Here is a 25,121-nt window from a genome sequence, read left to right as displayed (position 1 = left end):
GAACCCGGCACCGGGCCGGGCGCGGACCGGGAGGCCGCCGGATGACCGATCAGGACACGCATGTCGTGCTCGCCCGCCTGCTGCGGCTGCGGGACCGGCGGGAGCCGTTGGTCGCGCAGATCGCCGAGTGGGTGGGCGCCGGGATCATCGAGGGTCGGCTGGCCGCGGGCCAGGACCTCAACAGCGTCGACCTGTCACGGCGGTTCGACACCAGCCGGACCCCCGTGCGCGAGGCCCTGATGGTGCTCGAGCAGGAGGGCCTGGTCGAGATGAAGGCGCGCCGCCGGCCCCGGGTCGCCGCGCCCTCCCTCCAGGACATCCGGGACATCTACCAGGTCCGGCGCCAGCTCCTGTCGATGCTCGCCGCCCTGCTGGTGGAGCGGGCCACCGACGAGGAGATCGGCGAGCTGCGCGGCCGGGTCGAGAAGATGCGCGGACTGGCCGACGAGGGCGACGTGGACGCGTACTTCTGGAGCCATGTGCAGCTCCAGGAGCGGATGACCGAGATCGTCGGCAACGCCACCCTGAAGCAGATCCTCGACTCCCTGGCGCTGCGCACCCTCATGCTCCGCCACCTCAGCCTGACCCGCCCCGGCCGCCTCGCCTACAGCGTCGACGACCAGGAACGGCTGATGCAGGCCTGTGAGGAGCGCGACGGCGAGCTGGCCTCCGCGCTGATCGCGGGGGCGACGGTCCGGGCGCTGCGGTCGGTCGAGGAGCAGATCCAGGAGCAGGAGACCGGCCGCAAGCCGTCACGCCGGCGGCGCACCCCGCCGACGTGACGGCCGGGGGATCCCGGAGGCGGCCCGGGGCCCCTCACTTGGCCAGCACGCCGCCGTCCACCGGGAAGTTCCCGCCGGTGACCCACGCGGACTCGTCGGACGCCAGATAGACCGCGCACCAGGCGATGTCCTCGGGCGTGCCGACCCGGCCCAGCGGGATACGGGCCAGGAGCGCTGCCCGGGCGGCTCCCTCGTGCGCGCCGGCCGACTCGGTGGCCGGCGTGCGCACCATGCCGGGCGAGATGGTGTTGGCCCGGATCCCGCACGGTCCGCCCTCCACGGCCAGCTGGCGGGTCAGGCCGAGCACCGCCGACTTGCCCGCGCAGTGCGCGACCATGCCGAAGGTGCCGCTGCCCCGGAAGGCGTTCACCGAGGCGAAGTTGACGATCGAGCCGCCACCGGAGGCCACCAGGTGCGGCCAGGCCGCCCGCACCGGCAGGAACACCACGTCGACCTCGCCGCGCAGGGTCGGCGTCCACTGCGCCTCGAAGTCCATCTCCGCCGCGCTCGCCATGTGCGGGGCGATCGCGCCCGCCGTCACCAGGACGTCGATCCGGCCGTACCGCTCGAACGCGGTGTCCGCACAGCGCTCCGCGTCCGCGGCCACCGTCATGTCCAGCGGGGCCATGACCTCGACCTTCACCCCGCGTTCGGCGGCCAGTTTCCGGGTGCGTCCGGCCGCGTCCGCGTCGATGTCGCAGCCGACCACGGTCGCGCCCTGCTCGGCGAAGAGCAGGGCGCAGCCCTGGCCGATCCCCGCGCCCGCGCCGGTCACGAGGGCGACCTTGCCCGAGAGGCGTCGTCCGGGCCGGGGATCGGTCATGGCGTTCTCCTCATGGCGTGGGAAGGTTCCTCCCTCACCTGTCTAGTGTCGACAGTAAGGCTCGGTCAAGAGGTCATTTCGCATTCACAGCCCAAGGTGTCGACACTGTGCCTCTCTTCGGGCAGACTGCGGGCTCGACGGTACGGACCGCGCAGCCGGCGCGGAACCTGTGTGCACGCGTCCAGAGAAGTCACAGGCCGACATTGGCCGGAGCAAAGGCGCGCACCTTACGTTCCGTCGAAGGGCCGGTCACGCGGCGCGCTGTCCCCCTGAAACGCCGCGTGGTCGGCCGCCCCAGCCATCGAGTCGACGGAGGGCCGCCCCATGACCGTCGTACCACCGCACCAACTGCCGTTCGGCAGAAGAAAGCTGCTGCGTGCCGTCGGCGTCTCGGCCGTCGCGCCGCTGCTCGGGGTGCCGCTCCTCGGCGCGGCTCCGGCCGCCGCGGCCGACACGGTCACCGTCGCCGGGCAGACCCTGGTACCGGCCCCCGCGGACCCGGACTTCGTGTTCACGGCCGACCTGTCCAACACCACCGGCGCCGGTGAGGCCTCGCCGATCGACTCGGCCTACTGGCTGGGGGCCTACCAGGTCACCAACGCCCAGTACGCGGCCTTCCTCGGCACGGACGCGGGCGCCGGCCACACCGTCCCGTCCTACTGGGACGACGGCACGGTCCCCACCGGCAAGGAGCAACACCCGGTCCTGGAGGTCGCGCTGGCGGACGCCGAGGCCTTCTGCGACTGGCTCACCGGGCAGGCCGACGGCTGGACCCTGCGGCTGCCGACCGAGGCCGAGTGGGAGAGCGCGGCCCGCGGCCCCGACTCCTACGCCTACCCCTGGGGCGACACGGCCGGGACGACCTACACGGACTCCGTGCTCACCAGCGACTACAACTACAACGCGGTGTGCGCCGCGTACTACCTCGCGAACTACGGCTCCACCGAGGCCACTTACGACAACCCGGAGTCCACCCGGTACGGGGAGAGCGAGCCGGTCTCCGAGATCCTCACCGTCACCTCCACCGGCGGGGTGACCGGCTGGATCGACCACGACACCTGGACCGGGTTCGTCTACACGGACCTCTTCGACGCGCTCATGGCGACCGGCGGACTCACCTCGGCCGTGGGCGCGTACCCGGACGGCGTCAGCGTGTACGGCGCCTACGACATGGCCGGCAACTGCTTCGAGTGGACCTCCAGCGTCGTCACCGCCACCAACGGCCAGGAGGCCGGTCTGGACGTCAACGCCGTGCGCGGCGGCTCCTGGTACGCGACGGGGCGCAGTTGCACCACCCACTACCGCGGCGAGGGCCGGGACGGCAGCGGCGGCTATCCCACGGTCGGCTTCCGGGTCGCAGCCGACCAGAGCTGAGCCGACCGATGACATCACCCGAGACGAAGGCCCGAGACGAAAGGCGGTACGGCATGAACCGGCAGCTCTGCCTGCGGATCGCCGCGGCCGGCGGGCTGGTCCTCGCCGGTGTGCTGCCCGCGGCCCTCACCACCCCCGCCGCGGCCGCCGCCGCGACCGCCTGTGTCCCGTCGTACACCCTGACCGGCTCGGCCGGCGCCGACACCAACACCCGGCATGTCGTCACCGCCGACCTGGACGGGGACGGCGCGGTGGACGTGGTCGCCGCCAACCTCGAAGGCGACTCGGTGACCGTGCTGCTCGGCGACGGGGACGGGACGTTCGCGGCGGGCAGCACCTACGCGGTCGGGACACACCCGTACCAGACCGTGGTCGCCGACTTCGACGGCGACGGCCGTCCGGACCTCGCGACCGCCGACTTCGGCGGGGCCCAGGTGAGCGTGTTGCTGAACTCCGGCGACGCCACCTTCGGCACGGCCGCGGCGATCGACGTGTCCGGGTCGCCGCGCGCGCTCGCCACCGGCGACCTGAACGGTGACGGCCTGGCCGACCTGGTGGTGGCGGAGCAGCAGACCAGCACCGTGCGGGTGCTGCTCGGCAACGGGGACGGCACCTTCACGGACGCCGGCCAGACCGCCACCGGAAGCCAGCCGCACGGCATCGTCGTCGGGGACTTCGACGGGGACGGCGCTGCCGACGTGGCCACGGCGAGCGTGGCGAGCGCGGGGGTGAGCGTGCTCCTCGGTGACGGCACCGGAGCCCTGGGTGCCGCCACCGAGTACGCGACCACCGCCCGCCTCTACTCCCTCGCCGAGGGCGACTTCGACGGTGACGGCAGCCTCGACCTGGCCGCGGTGAGCAACGGCGCCGACACCCTGGACGTGCTGCCGGGCAACGGTGACGGCACCTTCGGTGCGGCCACCACCTACAGCACGCCCGCGCTGCCGGTCGCCGTGGGCGCCGCCGACCTGGACGGGGACGGCATCACGGACCTGCTGGTCTCTTCCCTTCAGGGCAACTCGGTCACGCCGTACACGGGCGACGGCTCGGGTACCCTCACCCGGCTGACCGAGGTGCCCGCCACCGGCGCCTACGACGCGACGGCGGCAGACCTGGACGGCGACGGCGTCCGCGACCTCGTGGTGGCGGACAGCACGGGCGGCCAGGTCGATGTGTTCCGGGGGGTCTGCCAGTGACCGGAACCTCACGAACGGCTGCCGCCGGCACTTCCACTGCCGGCGGCAGCCTGCTCAGGAGGCCCGAGCGGCCACTGGCTGTCCCACTAGCTGTCCGTCACCATGAGGGCCGCCATCATGCCCTCGTCCTCGTGTTGCAGCAGATGGCAGTGGAGCATGTACATGTACGTGTCGTCGGAGAAGTCCGTGAACTCCATGGCGATCACGATGGAGCCGCCGCCGACCACTTCGAAGGTGTCGTACCAGCCGAGTTCGACGCCGGTCGGATCCGCGCCGTTGATGGAGATCAGCTGATACGGCACGTCGTGCAGATGGAACGAGTGCTCCAGCTGCGTGCTGTTCTTGATCGTCCAGATCTCCTTGGACCCCAGCGTGGTGCTGATCATGGTCATGGAGTCCATGCTGGTCCCGGCTTTCCCGTCGATCAGCATGGTGCCGCCGCTGTTGCCGAGGGTGATGGTCCGGGCCGTGAAGTCGCTGGTGTCGTACCGGTCGATGGTCCGCAGCGAGCTGGGCAGGTCGGACGGGGTGTCGGTGCCGCTCGCGGTGACCGCCAGGAAGTCGTACGTGCCGCTGCCGCCGCGGATCCAGCCGGTGGTGATGACCGCCTGGAGGGTGACGTCGTCCGACATATCCATGACCATCTCGGCGCGCGCGCCGGCCACCAGCCGGATCGTGGTCACGTCCGCCGCCTCGGCCAGGTAGCCCTGGTCGGTGGCGATCTGGGTCATCGTGCCGCCGTCGCTGCGCTGGATGGTGATGATGTCCGACGGCGAGGCGTTGAGCAGCCGGAACCGGGTCCGGGTCTTGGTCGCGGTGAAGGTGAGCGTGGTGTCGTCGACGTTGGTGCCGTTGACCAGCAGCGGGAAGCTCAGGCCGCTGGTGAGGTAGCCGGTGACGTCGTACTTGATGTCGCCGGCGCTGTCGACGGCCAGACACTGGAAGATCAGCGGGATGTCGTCCGTGCCGTAGGTGCTGGGCAGCGCCGCGCTGGTGTCGTCGCTGTCCTCGACGATGATCATGCCGGCCAGGCCGTGCACCGCCTGCTTCGCCGTGGTGCCGAGCGCGTGCGGGTGGTACCAGAGCGTCGTCGGGTCGTCCTTGACCGTGAACGTCGGCGACCAGGTCTCCCCGTCGGCGAAGGCGACCTGGGGACCGCCGTCCATCTTCGGCGGGACGTGCGCGCCGTGGAAGTGGACCGTGGTGTCCTCGCCCAGGCTGTTGGTGATGTTGAGCAGGACCACGTCGCCCTTGGTCCACTTCATGGTGGGGCCGAGGAACGACTGGTTGTAGCCCGCGGTGGTGCTGGTGACGCCGCTGAGCACCTCGGCGCTGCCGGTCTTCGCCTCCAGCGTGAAGGTGGTGGTGCTGTCGGAGGTGGTGCCCTCCAGGAGGTCCGGGATGTTCAGGGTGGCGGTGTTGGTCGCCGCGCCGGCCTTGTTGCCCTTCGCGTCGGTCAGCAGGGCGAAGGTGGAGCCGGCCGCGGCGACGGCGCCCAGACCGACCCCGGCCATCCCGCCGAGGAACTTCCGGCGGTGAACGCCCTTGCCGCGCTTGGCCGTTGCTCCCTTGGAGTGCTCGGCGTCCGTGGTGCGCCCAGTCTTGGAGTGCTCCGCCTGGGGCTGCTCCGAGCCCTTGGCGCGACGGCGCCTGCCGCCCTTGACCTGCTCTTCGTCTCTGTTCGCCTCGAAGGCGGGATCTGTGGTGTGGGTCATGGCCCCGGATGTTTGTCCTGGGGTCTGTGCGAAATCTGAGGCGAAGTTAGGAGCGAACCGGCGGAACTGTGAAGCGGCCGTGGATCCTGGTAATGCTTAACTCCCTTGAAAGCAGGCCGAGTTGAGCAGGCGCAGCTGGCGCCACTGGTGCGGGACGCAACGGACACAGACAGCGCGCAGCACGGCCACAGGATAACGATTAAGTCACAGGTGGAACCTGAGGTCAGGCCTGTCCGACACGCCGAACAAGCCCCATGTACCGACCCCAGTCCCAGTGTTCTCCCGGGTCGGTGTGATCCGTCCCCGGCACCTCCACATGACCGATCACGTGCTCGCGGTCCGTCGCCATCCCGTACCGCCGGCATATCGCGGCCGTCAGCCGCGCCGAGGCCGCGTACATCGCGTCGGTGAAGTCCTCGGGCCGGTCCACGAACCCCTCGTGCTCGATCCCGACACTGCGCTCGTTGTACGACCGGTTCCCCGCGTGGAACGCCACGTCCAGCTCGCGGACCAGCTGGGTGATCCGCCCGTCCTTGCGCACGATGTAGTGTGCCGCGGCCTGGTGCGCCGGGTCCTGGAAGGCCTTCACCGCGCTGGTGTAGCCGCCCTGGGTGACATGGATGACCACCCGGTCGATCGGGTAGTCGGCCGGCCGGTCCGCCGTCCGGTAGTTCCCCGGGGACGCCGCCACCCACCGCGCGCCCGTGAAGTCCACCGCCCCCGCCACCCGCGCCTTGCGCACCCCCGGCAGCCGCCAGTACAGCCGCGTCAGCTCGTCCCTGGTCAGCGCCACCGTGCCCACGGCCGCCGCCGCCCCGCCGACCAGCAGCGCCCGCCGCCCGATCCGCCGGTCCCGATCACCCGCCACCGCCTGATGTGCCCCCATGCGATCTCCAACGGATACTCGCGGGCCCCGGTTCCCGCGTCCCCGTACCCTGGAGGGGCTATGACTGACACCCCGCAGCGCACCCGCCCCCTCCGCGTCCTCGCCGCCATGTCGGGCGGCGTGGACTCCGCCGTCGCCGCCGCCCGCGCGGCCGAGGCCGGCCACGACGTCACCGGCGTCCACCTCGCGCTCTCCGCGAACCCGCAATCCTTCCGCACGGGCGCCCGGGGCTGCTGCACCATCGAGGACTCCCGCGACGCCCGCCGCGCCGCCGACGTCATCGGCATCCCGTTCTACGTCTGGGACCTCGCCGACCGCTTCCGCGAGGACGTCGTGGAGGACTTCGTCGCCGAGTACGAGGCGGGCCGCACCCCCAACCCGTGCCTGCGCTGCAACGAGAAGATCAAGTTCGCGGCCCTGCTCGACAAGGCCCTCGCCCTCGGCTTCGACGCCGTCTGCACCGGCCACTACGCGAAGATCGTGACGCTCCCCGACGGCTCCCGCGAGCTGCACCGCGCCTCCGACATGGCGAAGGACCAGTCGTACGTCCTCGGCGTCCTGGACGACAGGCAGCTCGCCCACGCCCTCTTCCCGCTCGGCGACACCCTCACCACCAAGGACGAGATCCGCGCCGAGGCCGAGCGCCGGGGCCTCGCGGTCGCCAAGAAGCCCGACTCGCACGACATCTGCTTCATCGCCGACGGCGACACCCAGGGCTTCCTGGCCCGGCGGCTCGGCAAGGCCGAGGGCGACATCGTCGACGAGACGGGCGCCAAGCTCGGCACCCACGAGGGCGCGTACGGCTTCACCATCGGCCAGCGCAAGGGCCTGCGCATCGGCACCCCCGCCGCCGACGGCAAGCCGCGCTACGTCCTCGACATCTCGCCGGTGAACAACACGGTGACGGTCGGCCCCGCCGACGCCCTCGACGTGACCGGCCTGACGGCGATCAAGCCCCGCTGGTGCGGCGCCGCCCCGACCGGCCCCGGCGTCTACACCGCCCAGCTCCGCGCCCACGGCGGCGAGACCGAGGTCAGCGCGGCACTGACCGACGGCGAACTCCACGTCACCTTCACCGAGCCGGTCCGCGGCGTCGCCCCCGGCCAGGCGATCGTCCTGTACGACGACACCCGCGTCGTCGGCTCGGCGACGATCGCCTCGACCGTCCGGCGTCAGCCGGTGACGTCGACCTCGTAGAAGCAGAGGTGGTCCTTGATCTGGGCGACGTCGGCCTTCGGCTCGGGGTACGCCCAGACCAGGTCCGGCGCGTCCGGCAGGGACCAGTAGGAGGCGGTCCCCTTGAAGGGACAGACGGTGTGCGTCTCGGAGGGCGTGAGGAGGTCCAGCCGGACGTCCTCGGCGGGGATGTAGTAGCGCACGGGAGAGCCGGTCTCACGCAGGACGAGAGACCGATCGCTCTCGGCGAGGACGAGGTCCCCGTGCGTGACGCGGACGTGCTGCTGGGACTGCTCAATGGTGATCGTGTGTCCAGAGGCCATGTAAGGGTGACGCCGACGGACGCCCACTTGTTCCCGACGCCGGCTGCAGCGCCCCTTTAGGGGCGCGGGGAACGGCGCGACCAGCCCCCCACGCACCCGCAGCCGCCACACAACGCAATGCATACCCTGACCCCATGCGAATCTGCGTCTTCCTCTCCGCCGCCGACCTGGACGACCGCTACACCCGCCCCGCCCGCGACTTCGCGAAACTCCTCGGCGAGGGCGGCCACACCCTCGTCTGGGGCGGCTCCGACGTCGGCCTCATGAAGGTCGTCGCCGACGGCGTCCAGGAAGCCGGCGGCAAGCTGGTCGGCGTCTCCGTCGGCTTCCTCGCCAACAAGGCCCGCCCCGGCGCCGACGAGATGGTCATCGCCGCCGACCTCGCGGAGCGCAAGCGGCTCCTCCTGGAGAAGGCCGACGCCGTCGTGATCATGGTCGGCGGCACCGGCACGCTCGACGAGGCCACCGAGATCCTGGAGCTGAAGAAGCACGGCCGCACCGACAAGCCCGTCGTCCTGCTCAACACCGCCGGCTTCTACGACGGCCTGGAGGAACAGTTCCGCCGCATGGAGGCGGAAGGCTTCCTGCCCCGCCCCCTGGCCGAGCTGATGTTCTTCGCCGAGGAACCCGCGCAGGCCCTGGCCCACCTGGAGCAGGGGCCCGGCGCCCGCTGATGCGAGCATGGGCCCCATGGCAACTCATGTGATCACCGGTGCCGGTTCCGGCATCGGCGCCGCCGTGGCCCGCCGCCTGCACGCGCGCGGGGACGAACTCGTGCTGCACGCGCGCGACGCGGGCCGCGCGAAGGAACTGGCCGCCGAGTTCCCCGGCGCCCGCACCCTGGTCGGCGACCTGGCCGACCCGGACAAGCTCTCCTGGGCCTTCTCCCACCAGACCCTCCCCGACCGGGTGGACTCGCTGCTGCACATCGCCGGCGTCGTCGACCTGGGCGAGGTCGGCGAGCTGACCCCGAAGTCCTGGCGCCACCAGCTCAACGTCAACCTGGTCGCACCAGCCGAGCTCACCCGGCACTTCCTGCCCCAGCTGCGCGCCGCCCGCGGCCACGTGCTGTTCGTGAACTCCGGCGCCGGACTCAACGCGCACGCGGGCTGGTCGGCGTACGCGGCCTCCAAGCACGGCCTGAAAGCCCTCGCCGACTCCCTCCGCGCCGAGGAGCACGGCAACGGCGTCCGGGTCACCTCGGTCTACCCGGGCCGCACGGCGAGCCCGATGCAGGCGAAGGTCCACCAGCAGGAGGGCAAGGAGTACGACCCGGCGCGGTGGATCGACCCGGAGTCGGTGGCGACCACCGTCCTGACCGCGCTGGACCTGCCGAGGGACGCCGAGATCAACGACCTGACCGTGCGCCCGGGCCCGCTGCCCGGCCAGTAGGGCGGCGGGGCTCACCGCAGCGTGAGCCGCCCCCGGAAGTTCTCCGGCACCGGCGCGAACCGCAGGGCCATGGTGACCGCTTCCGGGTGGTCCACGGTCAGCCGGTAGCGGGTGCACAGCAGATGGCACAGGGCCATCAGCTGGACGACGGCGATGTTCGCGCCGATGCACTTCTTCGGCGCCCAGCCGAACGGCACGTAACAGGTCCGGTCGGCCGGGCCGTGCGGCGCGCCCGGGAGGAAGCGGTCCGGGTCGAAGACGTCGGGCTGTTTCCAGACCCGCTCGTCACGGTGGATCAGGTGCGGGCTCAGCAGGTACCACTGCCCCGGCTCCAACCGGGTCTTCCCCAGGTCGAACGCGAACGTGGAGCGGCGCACCAGCAGCAGCGGCGGGCTCCACATCCGCAGCACCTCCTTGACGAACCGGTGGGTGACCGGGGCCGCCCTGGTGGGCGCCGTACGGAACGCCACCGGGTCCACGGCACTGAGCTCGGCTTCGAGCCTGCGCCGCCACTCGGGCTGCCGGACGAACTCGTACAGCACGCTCGCGGCGGCGGTCCCGGGTGGGCCGCCGATGGCGGTGAGGACGGTCGTCACCACGTCCAGCGCGCGGTCCATGCCGAGTTCCGGCAGCAGGTCCACGAAGGGGTCGGCGAGGTCCGGCTCGCGCCCGCGCCGACCGCGGGCGCGCTGCCGCAGGACCCGGCGCACCACCAGCCCGGCCCGCACCTGGACGGCGACGTGCCGCAGATGGTGCAGGACGCCGCCCGGCGCGGGCGACACCAGCCGCGCCAGCTTCATCTCCAGGTCCCGCCGGACCAGATCCGCCTCGGCGCCGGTGAGCCCGCCGAGCGCGACGGGCAGCAGCGACCGCAGCGCCACGTCCTGCATCAGCATGGTCAGGTCGGTGCCCGGCCCGGTCCGCGCGTCCAGCACCCGCTCCATGCGCTCGATCAGCAGGCCGTGCTGCTCCGCCGTCGCGAGGGCGTGCAGCTGGGTCATCCAGGCGGAGCGGATCCGGCTCCACCGCATCTCGGGGCTGCGCCGCCGGCGCACCATGTCGACCAGCCGGTCGTGCATGACGTACCGCTGCCAGTTGGTGGCGCTGACCCGGCGGGCCGCCTCCGGCTCGAAGACCCCGAGCCGCTGGTCGTCGACCCAGAAGATCCCGTCCTCCTGGGCGCTGCGCCGTCGCATGGCACTCAGGAAGTCCTCGGGGTGCTGCGGGGTGGTCATCGTGGGCGTTCCCCTCGTGGGAGCGCGGGGAGCCGACCGGCTGTCGCCTCCCCGCGCGGGCCGGTCAGATGTGGTGGTACAGGTACCAGAACTGCCCGTACGTGCGTCGGACGTTGAGGACCGACTTCGTCTTGAGGTACAGCGCGCGCATGCTGGTTCACCTCCTCTCGGGACAGCCGCCGGGACGGCTCAGCACCGCGGTGAACCGCGGCGGAGCCAGCGCCGGACCCACCTGGGGCCCGCCGCCGTCAGGGGTGACCGACACCCGCCAGTCACGGGTCAGGAGGTCCACCAGGTCCTCCAGCAGCCGTACGGTGACGGTCGCGCCGGCACAGGTGTGCGGACCGAGACCGAACGGCAGGTAGGCCCCGTCGGGCGCGCCCTCGGCCCAGCGCTCCGGGACGAACTCGTCGGGCCGCTCCCAGTACCCGGGGTGCCGGTGCACCAGGTAGCTGCACACCATCAGCCGGTCCCGGGGCGTGACCGGCGTCCCGCCCAGCTCCTGCGCGCGGCTCGGGGTGCGGGCGAACAGCCACGCCACCGGCCACAGCCGCAGTGCCTCGCGGACGGTCCGGCCCGGGTCCGCGGCGGCCCGGTCCGGGTGGGTGCCCAGCAGCAGCACCGACCAGCCGAGCGCGAACCCGATCGACCCGGCCGTGGCGAACAGGAACGACAGGTAGACCTCGACGAGTTCACGCGGATCCGCGTCCGCGCCGCCCCCGCCGACGACGACGTCGACGAGGTCGCGCGGCCCCGCCGGGTGGTCCGGCGGCCGTGCCGCGCGCTGCCGGGCCCGTATCTCCGCGTGCAGGGCGTGCAGCGCACGGCGCCGGAACAGCAGCCGGGACGGTGCGGAGTGGCGCTGCCGGGCTCCGGCCAGCACGGCGCGGGCGACGATCGCCTCCACCGTCCGGTGCAGGTGGGGCGGTGCGTCCGGGTGCAGCAGCACGTCACGCAGATGCCGCAGGACGAGCAGGTTCCCGGCATCCGGCCACTCGCTGCGCGGCGCCAGCCGCTCGGCGACCAGCCGGGGCAGGTCGGCCCGGTGGTCCTGCAGATGACGCTGTACGAGACTCCGGGCCGCGCGCCCGATCGTGAGCTGTGCCGAGCGTGGCCCGAAGACACCGTGCCGGTGGTGGTAGAAGTCCGAGGTCTCCGCGACGACACCGTGCCGGTTGCCCATCACCGCCCGCGCCGCCTCGGGATCGGCCACGCACACCGCACCGCCCAGCGCCGAGCGCCACACGTCGGACCCGCCCTCGAACTCCGCCTTCAGCAAGGAGAGTTCGTCGCCGTACCGAACGAATGAACCGAATGAACCGAATGAAGCGGGTGAAGCGGGTGAACCGAATGAAGCGGGTGAACCGAATGAAGCGGGTGAACCGAATGAAGCGGGTGAACCGAATGAAGCGGGTGAAGCGGGTGAAGCGGATGAACGGGGGGTGCCGGGCGCGGGGCGGTGCGGCGACGACGTCATGGGCGTCCTCCCTGAGCGGTGGCGGAGCCGCGGTCCCCGGAGAGCCGCGGAAGCCGGTCCGCGATGCCGCACGGGGCGCACCGGCCGACGGACCCAGCCTGCGGAGCGGGCCACGCCCTGTCGCCCGCTGTGCCGTTGAGCGGAACAAATGGGGGCGAGTGGAACGAGTGGGGTGAGTGGGCCGCACCTCGTACCCGCCCGCCCCGCTTAGGCTCCTCACGTGAACGCACTCTCCGACTTCGGCCCTGCCACAGGCGTCGGCTCGCTCCCCGGCACCGACGCCCGCGAGGCCGCCAAGACCGCGACCGGCAGCTTCGAGGACTTCCCCTTCCTGCCCGAGCTGCCCGCCCGCGGCCCCGGCGCCGACATGATCGGCCGCACCGCGGGCCTGCTCGTCGAGCTGTACGCGCGCGTGGAGCCCAGCGGCTGGCGGCTCGGCGACCGGCCGGGCCGGGACACCCGGCGGGCCCGGTCCTGGCTGGGCGAGGACCTGGACGCGATCGAGGAGTTCACCCAGGAGTACGAGGGGCCGCTGAAGGTGCAGGCGGTCGGCCCCTGGACGCTCGCCGCCGCCCTGGAGCTGCGCAACGGCGAGTCGGTGCTCTCCGACCCCGGCGCCTGCCGTGACCTGGCAGCCTCCCTCACCGAGGGGCTGCGCCTGCATCTGGCCGAGGTCCAACGGCGCATCCCCGGCACCCGCCTGGTGCTCCAGCTCGACGAGCCGTCCCTCACCGCCGTCCTGCGCGGCCAAGTGAAGACCGCCTCCGGCTACCGCACCCACCGCGCGGTCGACCGTCAGCTCGTCGAATCCACCCTGCGCGACGTGTTCGGCGTGCACGCCGACGGCCCGGTCGTGGTCCACTCCTGTGCCCCCGACGTCCCCTTCGCCCTGCTCCGCCGCGCCGGGGCGGCCGCCGTCTCGTTCGACTTCTCGCTCCTCACCGAACGTGACGACGACGTGATCGGCGAGGCGGTGGAAGCGGGGACCCGGCTCTTCGCCGGTGTCGTGCCGGGCACGGACGCCGCATTGTCAGACCCTGCCGGTAGCGTCATGGGTGTCAGGACGCTGTGGCGCAGGCTGGGGCTGCGACCGGGGCTTCTCGCGGAGTCCGTCACCATCACCCCGGCGTGCGGGCTGGCGGGCGCCTCGCCCGCGTACGCCAGGCAGGCGCTCGCCCACTGCGTCCGGGCGGCGAGATCACTCGCGGACAACCCAGAGTAACGGGAGGAACACGGTGGCCGGCGACAAGCAGCAGGCGGAGACGGCAGTGCCCGCCGAGGCACGGGAGAAGCACGCGCGGCTCGCTGAGCAGATCGAGGAGCACCGCTTCCGGTACTACGTGAACGACGCGCCGGTCGTCAGCGACGCGGAGTTCGACAAGCTCCTCAAGACGCTGGAGGCGCTGGAGGACGAGTATCCCGAGCTGCGCACGCCCGACTCGCCGACCCAGAAGGTCGCGGGGGCGTACGAGACGGAGTTCACGTCGGTCCGGCACCGCGAGCGGATGCTGTCGCTGGACAACACGTTCAACGACGACGACCTCGCGGCCTGGGCCGAGCGGATCCACAAGGAACTGGGCGAGCAGGAGTACCACTTCCTGTGCGAGCTGAAGGTCGACGGCCTCGCCGTCAACCTCACCTACGAGCACGGCCGCCTCACCCGCGCGGCGACCCGCGGCGACGGCCGCACCGGCGAGGACATCACGCCCAACGTCCGTACGATCGCCGAGATCCCGGACCGGCTGCACGGCGAGCGCGTCCCCGACCTGGTCGAGATCCGCGGCGAGGTCTACTTCCCGATGGAGAAGTTCGCCGAGCTCAACGAACGCCTGGTCGCGGCCGGCGACAAGCCGTTCGCCAACCCGCGCAACGCGGCGGCCGGTTCGCTGCGCCAGAAGGACCCGCGGGTCACCGCCGGCCGGCCGCTGCACATGGTCGTGCACGGCATCGGCGCCCTGGAGGGCTTCGAGGGCCTCGGCCGGCTCTCCGAGGCCTACGACCTGCTCAAGACCTGGGGTCTGCCCACCTCCCCGCACAACAGGGTGGTCGACGACCTCGACGGGGTACGGGAGTTCATCGCCTACTACGGCGAGAACCGGCACTCCGTGGAGCACGAGATCGACGGCGTCGTCGTGAAGCTGGACGAGATCCGCCTCCAGGGGCGCCTCGGTTCGACGGCCCGTGCCCCCCGGTGGGCGATCGCGTACAAGTACGCGCCGGAAGAGGTCAACACCAGGCTGATCGACATCAAGGTGGGCGTCGGCCGCACCGGGCGCGTCACGCCGTACGCCCAGGTCGAGCCGGTCACCGTGGCGGGCAGCGAGGTGGAGTTCGCCACCCTGCACAACCAGGAGGTCGTCAAGGCCAAGGGCGTGCTGATCGGCGACATGGTGGTGCTGCGCAAGGCCGGTGACGTCATCCCGGAGATCCTCGGCCCGGTCGTCGACCTGCGGGACGGCAGCGAGCGGGAGTTCGTGATGCCGGCCGAGTGCCCCGAGTGCGGGACGCCGCTGCGGGCCATGAAGGAGGGCGACATCGACCTGCGGTGCCCCAACGCCCGGACCTGCCCCGCCCAGTTGAGAGAGCGCGTCTCCTACCTCGCGGGCCGCGAGTGCCTGGACATCGAGCACTTCGGCGGGGTCGCGGCGGCGGCGCTCACCCGGCCGCTGGAGCCCACCGCCCCGGCGCTGGTCGACGAGGGCGACCTGTTCGACCTCACCGTCGAGAAGCTGCTGCCCATCAAGGCGTACGTCCTGGACCCGGACAGCGGGCTGCCCAAGCGCGACCCCAAGACCGGCGAGGAGAAGGTCGTCACGGTCTTCGCCAACCAGAAGGGCGAGCCCAAGAAGAACACCCTCGCGTTGCTGCAGAAGATCGAGGAGGCGAAGACCCGCCCGCTCGCGCGCTTCCTCAACGGCCTGTCCATCCGGCACGTCGGACCGGTCGCCGCCCAGGCACTGGCCCGCGAGTTCCGCTCCATCGACCGCATCGAGCAGGCCACCGAGGAGGAGCTGTCGAACATCGACGGCGTCGGCGGCATCATCGCGACCGCGCTCACGGAGTGGTTCGCCGAGGAGTGGCACCGCGAGATCATCCGAAAGTGGAAGGCCGCCGGCGTCCCGCTGGAGGACGAGTCCAGCGGAGAGGACGAGGGGCCGCGCCCGCTGGAGGGCCTCACCGTCGTCGTGACCGGGACCCTGGAGCACTACACCCGCGACGGCGCCAAGGACGCGCTGCAGAGCCGCGGGGCCAAGGTGACCGGGTCGGTGTCGAAGAAGACCGCGTTCGTGGTCGTGGGTGACAACCCGGGATCGAAGTACGACAAGGCGATGCAGCTGAAGGTTCCGGTTCTGAACGAGGACGGATTTGTCGTCCTTCTGGAGCAGGGACCGGACGCGGCGGCCGAAGTCGCCCTTCCGACCGAGGAGTAGTGGTTGAAGGCCACCCGTTCGGCGCATACCAGATGCATACGGGTGGCCGGGGCGCAATCGGGCAACCGTAGACGACCGCTGCCCGTGGAAGCCTTCTGCGGCCTACTGTTGGGATATGCGCCTGCCGTGCCCAGCTGCGGTCGGGGCATTCCCGTGCCCCGGCAGGGCACGGACCGCTTGGCGTGGGCACCGCCGGCTGTGAGAGGGACGGGAATGGAACCGACCGAGAGCGCCGCCCCGGGCGCGCGGCCGACGCTGCGCCGCCGGGCGTGCGCGTGGCGGGCGAGCCGGTGGCCGGCGCGGGGCGATCGGCGCCCCGGCCTGCCACGTATGCCGGGCAGGCCGGCGGTGGGCGTCGCGGCGGACGCCCGCGACCCGCTGCCGCTGGCAGCCGTCGAGCCACCGCCCGGCCTGGCCGGCACCGATCACGAACGGCACCTGTCCTGGCCCGCGCTGCCCGCCGGGGTCGTCGCGGCCGCCGGGTTCGTCCTCGGCGCCGGTTTCTACCGCGCGTTCTCCGACAACCACGCGCTCTTCCCGTCCGGCACGGTCGGCTGGTCGCTGGCCGTGCTGACCGGCATCATCGTCGGCCACCTCGTCCTGCTCGGCCGCGCCCGCTGGTGGGGCGGCACCGGCTCAGGCGCCGCCCTCACCCTCGCCGTCCTCCTGCTCTACGGCTGGGTGCCCGCCGGCATGGTCAGCCTCACCGTCGTCGTCCTGGTCGGCATAGCCAGGCGCCACCGCTGGCGGCAGGGTGTCCTGCACGGCGCGGTGGACATCCTCGGCATCGGGGCAGGCGCCCTGGTGCTCCTCGTCTTCGGACGCGTCCCGACCGTCGAGTCGCCCTGGAATCCCGTCGGCTGGAGCGTCGCCACCGCCCCCGAGGTGGTGCTCGTCGCCGCCGCCTACCTCGCCGTCACCCGCGCCCTGCTCTGGTACCTGCACGCTCCGCGCGGCGGCGGCCTGCCCACCGTCGCCCGCACCGCCCTGATGCGCCAGGGCCTGGTGGCCGTCGCCCTGCTCGGCATCGCCCCGCTGATCTGCGTGGTCGCGGTCGCCCAGCCGCTGCTGCTCCCGCTGTTCTCCATCCCGCTGGTCGCCCTCGACTCCACCCTGTGGATAGCCCGGGCCCGTGCCGAGGAGCAGCTGCGCGACCCGCTGACCGGACTGCCCAACCGGCAGTGGCTGCTGGAGCGGATCTGGACCGCCCTCGACGACGCCGAACGCATCGGCGCCCGCTCCGCCCTCATGCTGATCGACCTCGACCGGTTCCGTTCGGTCAATGACACGCTCGGTCATCTCGCCGGTGACCGGCTGCTCCTCCAGATAGCCGACCGGCTGCGGGCCGCGCTGCCGCGCGGTGCGGAGGCGGCCCGGCTCGGCGGTGACGAGTTCGCGGTGTTACTCCCGGTCGCCGACTCCACGACCTCGGCCACCAGGGTGGCCCGCGGCCTGGTCACGGCCCTCTCCTCACCGCTCGACCTCGACGGCCTCACCCTGGTCCTTGAGGCCAGTGCGGGGGTCGCCGTCTTCCCCGACCACGCGCTGGACGCGGAGGGGCTGCTGCGCCGGGCGGACGTGGCGATGTACCAGGCCAAGCGGGACCGTACGGGCGTCGAGGTGTACGAGTCCAAGCGGGACTCCAACACCCCCGACCGGCTGGGCCTGCTGGGCGATCTGCGGCGCGCCCTGGACGCCCACGAGGTGCAGCTGCACTACCAGCCGAAGGTGCGTTTCGACGGCCAGGTGGCCGGACTCGAGGCGCTGGTGCGGTGGGTGCACCCGGAGCGCGGGAAGGTGCCGCCGGACGAGTTCATAGCGATCGCCGAGTCGTCCGGGCTGATGCCCCATCTGACGGAGTACGTGCTGGAGACCGCGCTCGCGCAGGTCGCCCGGTGGCGGGCACAGGGGCTGCGGGTGCCGGTGGCGGTCAACGTCTCGCCGCGGGACGTCCACACGCCGGGGTTCGCGGGCCTGGTCGCGGCGCGGCTGGCGCGGCACGGGGTGCCGGCCGGGGCGCTGCAGCTGGAGATAACCGAGCATGTGCTGCTCGAGGACCCGCAGCGGGCCGCCGACACCCTCGCGGGGCTGAACGGCCACGGCGTGAAGATGTCGCTCGACGACTTCGGCACCGGGTACTCGTCGCTGGTGCATCTGCGGCGGCTGCCGGTGAGCGAGCTGAAGATCGACCGGTCCTTCGTGGCCCGGCTGGCCGTCGACAACGAGGACGCGGAGATCGTGCGCTGCACGGTCGACCTCGCGCATTCGCTGGGGCTGCTGGTCGTCGCGGAGGGGGTGGAGGACGACGAGACGTGGGAGCGGTTGCGGGACCTCGGGTGTGACGCCGTGCAGGGGTGGCTGGTGGCCGCGGCGATGCCGCCGGAGGAGACCACGGCGTGGTTGCTGGCGCGGGGGTCGCGGGGGTGGCAGCGGCCGCGGGCGGCTCTGCCGGCGGCGGAGTAGTTTCCCACCCGCCCGCCCGTTCACCGTTTCTCAAGAGGTGAGCGTCGCCCGTGGGGGGTGCGGTCGTGTGGGCGGGTGCGGGTGCGTTGTGGTTGCTCGCGCAGTTCCCCGCGCCCCCAGGGAACTTGTCCTCACAGGGTTGTGAAGTGATCGACCAGCAGCGCCAGCCTCGTCTCGTGGGCCTCCTCCGGTAGGCGGCCGCTGCGCATCAGGGTCACCATGCCGTGCAGGCCTGCCCAGAACGTCTCCGTCAGGATGCCGGGGTCCTCGTCGCCCACGGCGATCGGCTCGACCGCCTGCAGCAGCTCGCCGAACGCCGCCCACAGGGCCTCCGGGGCCTCCTGGGTCGCGAACGGCAGGTCCACCCGGTGGGTGAACATCGCGTCGTAGAGCGCGGGGCGCCGACGGCCGAACGACGTGTACGCCTCCGCCACCGCCGCCAGTGACTCCCGCGTGCCCTGCGCCGCGGTGCGCGCCGCCCGCAGCTCCGTCGCCATCTCCGCGAAGCCCTGGACGGCCACCGCCGCCATGATCGCGTCCTTGCCCTTGAAGTGGCTGTAGAGGACCGGCTGGCTGTACTCGATCTCGGCGGCCAGGCGGCGGGTCGTCACCGCGTCCCAGCCCTCCGTCTCCGCGAGTTCTCGCGCGGCCGTGACGATCAGCTGCTCCCGCTCTGCCCGCTCGCGCTCACGGCGCCCTTGAATCGACATGCTCTGGATTCTAGCAGTGCTAGCCAATCTGTCGATGCTCTGCTAGCTTCGCTATCAGTCCTAGCGTTGCTAGAAAACAACCCACAGGGGGCTCTCGTGACCGTCACCGCCTACACGCTCGCCGTCGTGCTCGACCTGTTCTGCCTGTTCCTCGGCTACCGGTTCCTGTTCCAGCCGGGGCCCGCCGCCGTCGGCTACGGCGTCCCCGCCGACCCGAAGGGCGACGCCGGCGCCTACCTCACGGTCAAGGGCATCAAGGACGGCACGTTCGGCGTCATAGGCCTCGCCCTGCTCGCCTTCGTCGGCGCCCGCGCCGAGGCCTGGTTCATGGTCTGCGTGGCACTCGTGCCGCTCTGCGACACGCTGGTGGTGCTGCGGCACGGCGGGGCGAAGGCGGTCGCCTACGGGATCCACTTCGCCACCGCGATCGTTGTCCTGATCAGCGCCGTCCTGCTGTTCCTCGTCTGATCGCTCGCACACGTCGTCAACAACAGGGGGTTCGGAAATGTCGTTGTTCGTACCGAAGTTCGATGAGTCCGTGATCGTGCGGGAGGCCGACGCCGAGGTGGTCGGCGGTGACCCCACCCGGGTCCGGCTGCTCGCCGACAGCAGCTCGACCGGCGGCGCGCTCTCCACCGTGCGCGTCACCCTCGGCGAGGGCGCCGACGGCGCCGTACCGCATCTGCACCGCAACTCGGCCGAGATGTTCTACCTGCTCGACGGCGCCGCCGACCTGCTCTCCGGCGACGACGTCGTCACCGCCGAACGCGGCGACCTGGTCGTCATCCCGCCGGGAGCGCCGCACGCCTTCGCCGCCGTCCCCGGCAGCACCGCCGACATCCTCATCGTCATCACACCCGGCGTGGAGCGCTTCGAGTACTTCCGCCATCTCCAGCGGCTGCGCCTGGGCGAGGCCACCCTGGAGAGCCTCCTGGAGGTGCAGGAGCTGTACGACAACCACTACCTGCGCAGCGAGGCCTGGGACACCCGTCGCTGAAACCGTTTAACGGGTACCCGGCCCTGCCCCATAGGATTGGCTCCAAACCACACACACTCACCCCAGAGGAACGCTGCATGCCTGGCATCACGCGCGAGGAGGTCGCCCACCTCGCCCGGCTGGCGCGTCTGGAGCTGAAGCCCGAAGAACTCGAACACTTCGCAGGCCAGCTGGACGACATCATCGGCGCGGTCGCCCGCGTCAGCGAGGTCGCCGACCAAGACGTACCGCCGACCTCGCACCCGCTGCCGCTGACGAACGTCATGCGCGCGGACGAGGTCCGTCCCTCGCTCACCCCCGAGCAGGCGCTCTCCGGCGCCCCGGCCCAGGAGCAGCAACGTTTCAAGGTGCCGCAGATCCTGGGGGAGGACTAGACAGCCATGACGGACATCATCAAGCTCGGCGCCGCCGAGATCGCCGCGAAGATCGCCGCCGGCGAGCTCACCGCCGTGCAGGTCACCGAGGCGCACCTGGCCCGTATCGAGGCCGTCGACGAGAAGGTGCACGCCTTCCTGCACGTCGACCGCGAGGGTGCCCTCGCGCAGGCGCGTGCCGTCGACGAGAAGAAGGCCCGGGGCGAGAAGCTCGGGCCGCTCGCCGGCGTCCCGCTCGCGCTCAAGGACATCTTCACCACCGAGGGCGTGCCGACCACCGTCGGTTCGAAGATCCTCGAAGGCTGGATCCCGCCGTACGACGCCACCCTCACCAAGCGCCTCAAGGCCGCCGACGTCGTCATCCTCGGCAAGACCAACATGGACGAGTTCGCCATGGGGTCGTCGACGGAGAACAGTGCATACGGGCCCACCGGCAACCCGTGGGATCTGACCAAGATCCCCGGTGGTTCCGGTGGCGGTTCGTCCGCGGCCCTCGCCTCCTACCAGGCGCCGCTCGCCATCGGCACCGACACCGGCGGCTCCATCCGCCAGCCGGCCGCCGTCACCGGCACGGTGGGCGTCAAGCCGACCTACGGCGCCGTCTCGCGGTACGGCATGGTCGCGTTCTCCAGCTCCCTGGACCAGGGCGGGCCCTGCGCCCGTACGGTCCTGGACGCGGCGCTGCTGCACGAGGTCATCGCCGGACACGACCCGCTGGACTCCACGTCCATCGACGCTCCCGTGCCGCCGGTCGTGGAGGCCGCGCGCAACGGCAGCGTGGCCGGCATGCGCGTCGGTGTCGTCAAGCAGTTCCGCGGCGAGGGCTACCAGGCCGGCGTCATCCAGCGGTTCGACGAGTCCGTCGCGCTGCTGAAGGAGCTGGGTGCCGAGATCGTCGAGCTGGACTGCCCGTCCTTCGACCTCGCGCTGTCGGCGTACTACCTCATCGCGCCGAGCGAGTGTTCGAGCAACCTCGCCCGCTTCGACGGCCTGCGCTACGGCCTGCGCACGGGCGACGACGGCGGCCACTCCGCCGAGGAGGTCACCTCGCTCACCCGTGAGGCGGGCTTCGGCCCCGAGGTGAAGCGCCGCATCATGCTCGGCACGTACGCGCTGAGCTCCGGCTACTACGACGCGTACTACGGCTCCGCCCAGAAGGTCCGCACGCTCATCACGCGCGACTTCGAGAAGGCCTTCGAGCAGGTCGACGTGATCGTGTCGCCGACCACGCCGACCACCGCCTTCCCGATCGGCGAGCGTGCCGACGACCCGATGGCGATGTACCTGGCCGACCTGTGCACCATCCCGACGAACCTCGCGGGCAACGCGGCGATGTCGCTGCCCTGCGGCCTCGCCCCGGAGGACAACCTCCCGGTGGGCCTGCAGATCATCGCCCCGGCGCTGAAGGACGACCGGCTTTACAAGGTCGGCGCCGCCGTCGAGGCCGCCTTCGTGGAAAAGTGGGGCCACCCGCTCCTGGAGGAGGCACCGTCGCTGTGAGCAACGCACTGTCGAAGGCCAAGGGCTTCAAGAAGTCGAAGTCCGGTACGTACCTGTCCATGGCCACCACCGCGTTCGGTGCGGTCGGTGTCGCCAAGCAGATCAAGAAGGCCCGCGCCGAGCACGACACGCTCCGGCTCATCGACGCCACCGTGTCCGCCGTCGCGATCGTCACCGGTTTCGCCCTGCTGTACCGCGAGCTGAAGCGGCTGGGCGACGACGACGTCCTGCTGGGCTGAGAGGGAAGTTTCACCGTGACCACCACGATCGACCTGGTGTCGTACGAGGACGCGCTGGCGTCCTACGACCCCGTCATGGGCCTCGAGGTCCATGTCGAACTCGGCACCAGGACCAAGATGTTCTGCGGCTGTTCGACCGAGCTGGGCGCCGAGCCCAACTCGCAGACCTGCCCGACCTGCCTCGGCCTGCCCGGCGCGCTCCCGGTCGTCAACGCGACCGGCGTCGAGTCCGCGATCAAGATCGGCCTCGCGCTGAACTGCGAGATCGCCGAGTGGTGCCGCTTCGCCCGGAAGAATTACTTCTATCCGGACATGCCGAAGAACTTCCAGACCTCCCAGTACGACGAGCCGATCGCCTTCAACGGCTACCTCGACGTGCAGCTGGAGGACGGCACGTCCTTCCGGGTGGAGATCGAGCGCGCCCACATGGAGGAGGACACCGGCAAGTCGACGCACGTCGGCGGCGCCACCGGCCGTATCCACGGCGCGTCCCACTCCCTGCTGGACTACAACCGCGCGGGCATCCCGCTCATCGAGATCGTCACCAAGCCGATCGAGGGCGCCGGCGAGCGGGCCCCCGAGGTCGCGCGGGCGTACGTCCGTGAGCTGCGCGAGGTCATCCGGGCGCTCGGCGTCTCGGAGGCCCGCATGGAGATGGGGCAGATGCGCTGCGACGTGAACCTGTCGCTGCGCCCCAACGGCACCGAGAAGTTCGGCACCCGCTCCGAGACGAAGAACGTGAACTCGCTGCGGTCCGTGGAGCGCGCGGCCCGCTTCGAGATCATGCGCCACGCGGCCGTGCTGAACGGCGGCGGGACGATCATCCAGGAGACCCGGCACTTCCACGAGGACACCGGGTCGACGACCTCGGGCCGCGTGAAGGAGGAGGCCGAGGACTACCGGTACTTCCCGGAGCCCGACCTGGTCCCGGTCGCCCCGTCCCGCGCGTGGGTCGAGGAGATCCGCGCCGCGCTGCCGGAGCTGCCGCTGGCCCGCCGTACCCGGCTGCTCGCCGAGTGGGGCATCTCGGCCGTCGAGATGCAGGCGATCCTCAACGCCGGTGCGCTGGACACGATCGTCGCGACGATCGACGCCGGTGCCGACGCGGCCTCCGCCCGCAAGTGGTGGATGGGCGAACTGGCGCGCAGCGCCAACGAGTCGGGCACCTCGCTCGACGAGCTGGCGATCACCCCGGCGCAGGTCGCCCGGGTCACCGAGCTGGTCTCGAAGGGCGACCTCAACGACAAGCTGGCCCGCCAGGTCATCGAGGGCGTCCTCGCGGGCGAGGGCACCCCGGACGAGGTCGTCGACAAGCGCGGTCTGAAGGTCGTCTCCGACGAGGGCGCACTGACCGCCGCCGTCGAGGAGGCCATCGCCGGCAACCCGGGCGTCGCGGACAAGATCCGCGGCGGCAAGGTGGCCGCGGCCGGCGCCCTGGTCGGCGCGGTCATGAAGGCGACCCGCGGCCAGGCCGACGCGGCCCGCGTCAAGGAGCTGATCCTGGAGAAGCTGGGCGTCAGCGAGGGCTGAGCAACCGCACGCACCACCCGGTACGGCCCCGGAGGCAGCGCCTCCGGGGCCGTACCGCGTCAGCTGCGGGGCCGTACCGGGTATGGGGCGAGGCCGTACCGTCTCAGCTGCGGCGGGCCACGATCCGGGCGAAGCCGAGCAGTTGCCCCCGGTCGGCCTTAACCAGCTCCACCGACTCCCGGGCCATCCGGGCCATCTCCGGGTCCGGGCTCTCCGCGGCACACACCTCGCTCCACAGCAGCCAGTCGCGCCAGCCGTCCTCCAGCCAGTCGGCGGCCTCGACCTGCACGGCCCCGCTGCGGGTCCAGTGCCGGTGCCACCAGCCGGGGGAGTGGAACGCCCAGAAACCGCGGTCCCAGTGCGCCTTCAGATGCTCCGGCGGCTCGGCGCCCTCAAGCTCCTCGCGCACCGCGGGCACGACGATCCCGATCCGCCCGCCGGGCTTCAGCAGCCGGGTGAGCGTGGGCAGATAGAGGTCGGCGGTACCGAAGTACTGGTACGCGTCGACCGAGACGATCGCGTCGAAGCTGCCCTCGGCGAAGGGCAGGTCGTGCGCTTCGGCGTGCACCGGCTGCACGCGGTCGGCGAACCCCGCCTCGGCGATGCGCCGGGCGTTGTCGTCGGGCCTGATCCACAGGTCCGCGGCGGTGACCTGCGCATGGAACTCCCTGGCCAGGAAGATCGAGGTCATCGCCCGGCCGCAGCCCAGGTCGAGCACGCGCGCGCAGGGGCGCAGCGCGTCCAGGCCGAGGGCGGGGGCCAGCCACTCCAGCAGCCACAGGGCGTGCGGGCCCATCTGGTTCTCGACGGCCCACCGGGCGTCGTAGGTGCTGCTGAGCGGGTAGCGGGGCAGGGTCAGGCGGTCAGTGAGGGTGGCGTCCTTCGACGGTGCGGGAGAGACGGCGTCGGACATGGTTGAACGGGCTCCTTGTGATCTTCGTAGTGAAGGGCGATGCGTAGGAGCTCATTCGGACCGTCAAACAATGCACCCGCTTCGGTCGTCGGCGAGGGGCCGGTCAGTGCTGACCAGCGGAAGCTAGCAGTTGTCGACCTGGTCCGCAGCCGATTTCCTCAGGTGCGGGTACTACGCTCGCCCGCCATGACCGCACACGCCGAATCAGACGCCGAACCCGAGATAACCGGGGTGGAGGCCGCGGACGACGAGGACGAGGACCTCTACGAGGACGCCCGTCGGGCCCGCTGGACCGCCACCGTGACCGGGGCGCTGCTGGCCCTGATGGGGCTCACCGCCGCGCTGATGAGGGTGGGCGGGGGCGTGCCCGCCCTGGTGCCGGCCGCCTACGGCTCCGGCTCCGCCGTGTGCGTGCTCGCGGGGGCGCTCGGAGCCCGCGGCCGCACCCGCAGAGCCCTCTGGCTGATGATCCTGGGCACCATGGTGATGGCGCTCGGCGACCAGTTCGACTGACGCCCCCGCCCTGCACCGGGGGGCGAGCCGCCCGAGTGCCGCGCCGCGCATGAGAGGCTCGGCAGGCTGGAC

24 protein-coding genes are annotated in these 25,121 nt (G+C 71.7%); 16 read left to right on the top strand and 8 right to left on the bottom strand.

What is annotated here, in order from left to right; translation table 11 throughout:
* Positions 1-41: 41 nt before the first annotated feature.
* On the top strand, positions 42-782 hold the full coding sequence (locus ACFWPQ_RS39940; RefSeq protein WP_384046338.1) for a GntR family transcriptional regulator: 741 nt from the start codon (positions 42-44) through the stop codon (positions 780-782).
* A 34-nt stretch (positions 783-816) separates the two neighbouring features.
* On the opposite strand, the gene ACFWPQ_RS39935 is transcribed toward ACFWPQ_RS39940, so the two are convergent.
* A complete protein-coding gene (locus ACFWPQ_RS39935; protein WP_384046335.1) occupies positions 817-1,605 on the bottom strand; it encodes an SDR family NAD(P)-dependent oxidoreductase in 789 nt (262 codons plus the stop codon).
* 324 nt (positions 1,606-1,929) lie between these two features.
* Between ACFWPQ_RS39935 and ACFWPQ_RS39930 the strand changes: the two genes are divergently transcribed.
* Positions 1,930-2,979: a formylglycine-generating enzyme family protein gene (locus ACFWPQ_RS39930; RefSeq protein ID WP_384046332.1), complete on the top strand. Its 1,050-nt coding sequence runs from the start codon at positions 1,930-1,932 to the stop codon at positions 2,977-2,979.
* A gap of 53 nt (positions 2,980-3,032) precedes the next feature.
* Positions 3,033-4,175 (top strand): FG-GAP repeat domain-containing protein, encoded by a 1,143-nt coding sequence (locus tag ACFWPQ_RS39925; RefSeq protein WP_384046329.1) that lies wholly within the window; start codon positions 3,033-3,035, stop codon positions 4,173-4,175.
* A gap of 86 nt (positions 4,176-4,261) precedes the next feature.
* Here ACFWPQ_RS39925 and ACFWPQ_RS39920 read toward each other — a convergent pair whose 3' ends face one another.
* The gene (locus ACFWPQ_RS39920; RefSeq protein ID WP_384046326.1) at positions 4,262-5,890 is read right to left on the bottom strand and encodes a multicopper oxidase family protein; all 1,629 of its coding nucleotides are present in this window, start codon (positions 5,888-5,890) and stop codon (positions 4,262-4,264) included.
* Between the two features lie 223 nt (positions 5,891-6,113).
* On the bottom strand, positions 6,114-6,776 hold the full coding sequence (locus ACFWPQ_RS39915; protein WP_384046323.1) for an N-acetylmuramoyl-L-alanine amidase: 663 nt from the start codon (positions 6,774-6,776) through the stop codon (positions 6,114-6,116).
* A gap of 60 nt (positions 6,777-6,836) precedes the next feature.
* Here ACFWPQ_RS39915 and mnmA point away from each other — a divergent pair, with 60 nt between their 5' ends.
* On the top strand, positions 6,837-7,973 hold the full coding sequence (gene mnmA, locus ACFWPQ_RS39910) for a tRNA 2-thiouridine(34) synthase MnmA (RefSeq protein WP_384046320.1): 1,137 nt from the start codon (positions 6,837-6,839) through the stop codon (positions 7,971-7,973).
* Here the strand turns inward: mnmA and ACFWPQ_RS39905 are convergent.
* Positions 7,949-8,275: a DUF427 domain-containing protein gene (locus ACFWPQ_RS39905; RefSeq protein ID WP_351707314.1), complete on the bottom strand. Its 327-nt coding sequence runs from the start codon at positions 8,273-8,275 to the stop codon at positions 7,949-7,951. The two genes, mnmA and ACFWPQ_RS39905, sit on opposite strands and share 25 nt — an antisense overlap.
* 134 nt (positions 8,276-8,409) lie before the next feature.
* Between ACFWPQ_RS39905 and ACFWPQ_RS39900 the strand changes: the two genes are divergently transcribed.
* Positions 8,410-8,949, top strand: a complete 540-nt coding sequence (locus ACFWPQ_RS39900) for a TIGR00730 family Rossman fold protein (RefSeq protein ID WP_384046316.1) — start codon at positions 8,410-8,412, stop codon at positions 8,947-8,949.
* A 16-nt stretch (positions 8,950-8,965) separates the two neighbouring features.
* Positions 8,966-9,667, top strand: coding sequence for an SDR family oxidoreductase (locus tag ACFWPQ_RS39895; RefSeq protein WP_384046313.1), 702 nt, complete (start codon positions 8,966-8,968; stop codon positions 9,665-9,667).
* An 11-nt stretch (positions 9,668-9,678) separates the two neighbouring features.
* Here the strand turns inward: ACFWPQ_RS39895 and ACFWPQ_RS39890 are convergent, their stop codons facing one another.
* Both ACFWPQ_RS39890 and ACFWPQ_RS39885 read right to left on the bottom strand, forming a co-directional pair.
* Positions 9,679-10,902, bottom strand: a complete 1,224-nt coding sequence (locus ACFWPQ_RS39890; protein WP_384046311.1) for a cytochrome P450 — start codon at positions 10,900-10,902, stop codon at positions 9,679-9,681.
* Positions 10,903-11,059: 157 nt separating this feature from the next.
* Positions 11,060-12,181: a cytochrome P450 gene (locus ACFWPQ_RS39885; RefSeq protein WP_384046309.1), complete on the bottom strand. Its 1,122-nt coding sequence runs from the start codon at positions 12,179-12,181 to the stop codon at positions 11,060-11,062.
* Between the two features lie 418 nt (positions 12,182-12,599).
* Between ACFWPQ_RS39885 and ACFWPQ_RS39880 the strand changes: the two genes are divergently transcribed.
* From ACFWPQ_RS39880 to ACFWPQ_RS39870, 3 genes are all read left to right on the top strand, one after another.
* Entirely contained in the window at positions 12,600-13,601 is a 1,002-nt protein-coding gene (locus tag ACFWPQ_RS39880; RefSeq protein WP_384046306.1) for a methionine synthase, read from the top strand.
* A gap of 13 nt (positions 13,602-13,614) precedes the next feature.
* Positions 13,615-15,810 (top strand): NAD-dependent DNA ligase LigA, encoded by a 2,196-nt coding sequence (gene ligA, locus ACFWPQ_RS39875; protein WP_384046303.1) that lies wholly within the window; start codon positions 13,615-13,617, stop codon positions 15,808-15,810.
* Between the two features lie 213 nt (positions 15,811-16,023).
* Positions 16,024-18,273: a putative bifunctional diguanylate cyclase/phosphodiesterase gene (locus tag ACFWPQ_RS39870; RefSeq protein WP_384046300.1), complete on the top strand. Its 2,250-nt coding sequence runs from the start codon at positions 16,024-16,026 to the stop codon at positions 18,271-18,273.
* Between the two features lie 131 nt (positions 18,274-18,404).
* On the opposite strand, the gene ACFWPQ_RS39865 is transcribed toward ACFWPQ_RS39870, so the two are convergent.
* On the bottom strand, positions 18,405-18,983 hold the full coding sequence (locus tag ACFWPQ_RS39865; RefSeq protein WP_384046297.1) for a TetR/AcrR family transcriptional regulator: 579 nt from the start codon (positions 18,981-18,983) through the stop codon (positions 18,405-18,407).
* 96 nt (positions 18,984-19,079) lie between these two features.
* Between ACFWPQ_RS39865 and ACFWPQ_RS39860 the strand changes: the two genes are divergently transcribed.
* The 6 genes from ACFWPQ_RS39860 (at position 19,080) to gatB (ending at position 23,623) form a co-directional block, all read left to right on the top strand.
* Positions 19,080-19,451 (top strand): DUF4267 domain-containing protein, encoded by a 372-nt coding sequence (locus ACFWPQ_RS39860; RefSeq protein ID WP_384046294.1) that lies wholly within the window; start codon positions 19,080-19,082, stop codon positions 19,449-19,451.
* Positions 19,452-19,488: 37 nt separating this feature from the next.
* Positions 19,489-19,980, top strand: coding sequence for a cupin domain-containing protein (locus ACFWPQ_RS39855; RefSeq protein ID WP_384046291.1), 492 nt, complete (start codon positions 19,489-19,491; stop codon positions 19,978-19,980).
* A gap of 77 nt (positions 19,981-20,057) precedes the next feature.
* On the top strand, positions 20,058-20,354 hold the full coding sequence (gene gatC, locus ACFWPQ_RS39850) for an Asp-tRNA(Asn)/Glu-tRNA(Gln) amidotransferase subunit GatC (RefSeq protein WP_007384860.1): 297 nt from the start codon (positions 20,058-20,060) through the stop codon (positions 20,352-20,354).
* Between the two features lie 6 nt (positions 20,355-20,360).
* A complete protein-coding gene (gene gatA / locus ACFWPQ_RS39845; RefSeq protein ID WP_384046288.1) occupies positions 20,361-21,854 on the top strand; it encodes an Asp-tRNA(Asn)/Glu-tRNA(Gln) amidotransferase subunit GatA in 1,494 nt (497 codons plus the stop codon).
* A complete protein-coding gene (locus ACFWPQ_RS39840) occupies positions 21,851-22,093 on the top strand; it encodes a hypothetical protein (RefSeq protein WP_089098594.1) in 243 nt (80 codons plus the stop codon). Before gatA ends, ACFWPQ_RS39840 begins: the two co-directional genes overlap by 4 nt.
* A gap of 15 nt (positions 22,094-22,108) precedes the next feature.
* Complete coding sequence (gene gatB, locus ACFWPQ_RS39835) at positions 22,109-23,623, top strand: Asp-tRNA(Asn)/Glu-tRNA(Gln) amidotransferase subunit GatB (protein WP_384046285.1); 1,515 nt, start codon at positions 22,109-22,111, stop codon at positions 23,621-23,623.
* Positions 23,624-23,726: 103 nt separating this feature from the next.
* Here the strand turns inward: gatB and ACFWPQ_RS39830 are convergent, their stop codons facing one another.
* The gene (locus ACFWPQ_RS39830; protein ID WP_384046282.1) at positions 23,727-24,536 is read right to left on the bottom strand and encodes an SAM-dependent methyltransferase; all 810 of its coding nucleotides are present in this window, start codon (positions 24,534-24,536) and stop codon (positions 23,727-23,729) included.
* 186 nt (positions 24,537-24,722) lie between these two features.
* On the opposite strand from ACFWPQ_RS39830, the gene ACFWPQ_RS39825 reads away from it, so the two are divergent.
* Positions 24,723-25,049 carry a hypothetical protein gene (locus tag ACFWPQ_RS39825; protein ID WP_361301422.1) on the top strand — a complete coding sequence of 109 codons (327 nt, stop codon included), beginning with the start codon at positions 24,723-24,725 and terminating at the stop codon, positions 25,047-25,049.
* Positions 25,050-25,121: the final 72 nt, after the last annotated feature.

It is taken from the genome of Streptomyces sp. NPDC058464 (assembly GCF_042721035.1).
GTDB lineage: Bacteria > Actinomycetota > Actinomycetes > Streptomycetales > Streptomycetaceae > Streptomyces.
Note: the sequence above shows the minus strand (reverse complement) of the source record. Positions and strands in the feature narration are given on the sequence as shown.

Bases quoted from the DNA above. Each gene is read 5' to 3' on its own strand.
- ACFWPQ_RS39940 (WP_384046338.1), top strand. From the start codon at position 42: ATGACCGATCAGGACACGCATGTCGTGCTCGCCCGCCTGCTGCGGCTG.
- ACFWPQ_RS39935 (WP_384046335.1), bottom strand. From the start codon at position 1,605: ATGACCGATCCCCGGCCCGGACGACGCCTCTCGGGCAAGGTCGCCCTC.
- ACFWPQ_RS39930 (WP_384046332.1), top strand. From the start codon at position 1,930: ATGACCGTCGTACCACCGCACCAACTGCCGTTCGGCAGAAGAAAGCTG.
- ACFWPQ_RS39925 (WP_384046329.1), top strand. From the start codon at position 3,033: ATGAACCGGCAGCTCTGCCTGCGGATCGCCGCGGCCGGCGGGCTGGTC.
- ACFWPQ_RS39920 (WP_384046326.1), bottom strand. From the start codon at position 5,890: ATGACCCACACCACAGATCCCGCCTTCGAGGCGAACAGAGACGAAGAG.
- ACFWPQ_RS39915 (WP_384046323.1), bottom strand. From the start codon at position 6,776: ATGGGGGCACATCAGGCGGTGGCGGGTGATCGGGACCGGCGGATCGGG.
- mnmA (WP_384046320.1), top strand. From the start codon at position 6,837: ATGACTGACACCCCGCAGCGCACCCGCCCCCTCCGCGTCCTCGCCGCC.
- ACFWPQ_RS39905 (WP_351707314.1), bottom strand. From the start codon at position 8,275: ATGGCCTCTGGACACACGATCACCATTGAGCAGTCCCAGCAGCACGTC.
- ACFWPQ_RS39900 (WP_384046316.1), top strand. From the start codon at position 8,410: ATGCGAATCTGCGTCTTCCTCTCCGCCGCCGACCTGGACGACCGCTAC.
- ACFWPQ_RS39895 (WP_384046313.1), top strand. From the start codon at position 8,966: ATGGCAACTCATGTGATCACCGGTGCCGGTTCCGGCATCGGCGCCGCC.
- ACFWPQ_RS39890 (WP_384046311.1), bottom strand. From the start codon at position 10,902: ATGACCACCCCGCAGCACCCCGAGGACTTCCTGAGTGCCATGCGACGG.
- ACFWPQ_RS39870 (WP_384046300.1), top strand. From the start codon at position 16,024: ATGGAACCGACCGAGAGCGCCGCCCCGGGCGCGCGGCCGACGCTGCGC.
- ACFWPQ_RS39865 (WP_384046297.1), bottom strand. From the start codon at position 18,983: ATGTCGATTCAAGGGCGCCGTGAGCGCGAGCGGGCAGAGCGGGAGCAG.
- ACFWPQ_RS39855 (WP_384046291.1), top strand. From the start codon at position 19,489: ATGTCGTTGTTCGTACCGAAGTTCGATGAGTCCGTGATCGTGCGGGAG.
- gatC (WP_007384860.1), top strand. From the start codon at position 20,058: ATGCCTGGCATCACGCGCGAGGAGGTCGCCCACCTCGCCCGGCTGGCG.
- gatA (WP_384046288.1), top strand. From the start codon at position 20,361: ATGACGGACATCATCAAGCTCGGCGCCGCCGAGATCGCCGCGAAGATC.
- ACFWPQ_RS39830 (WP_384046282.1), bottom strand. From the start codon at position 24,536: ATGTCCGACGCCGTCTCTCCCGCACCGTCGAAGGACGCCACCCTCACT.
- ACFWPQ_RS39825 (WP_361301422.1), top strand. From the start codon at position 24,723: ATGACCGCACACGCCGAATCAGACGCCGAACCCGAGATAACCGGGGTG.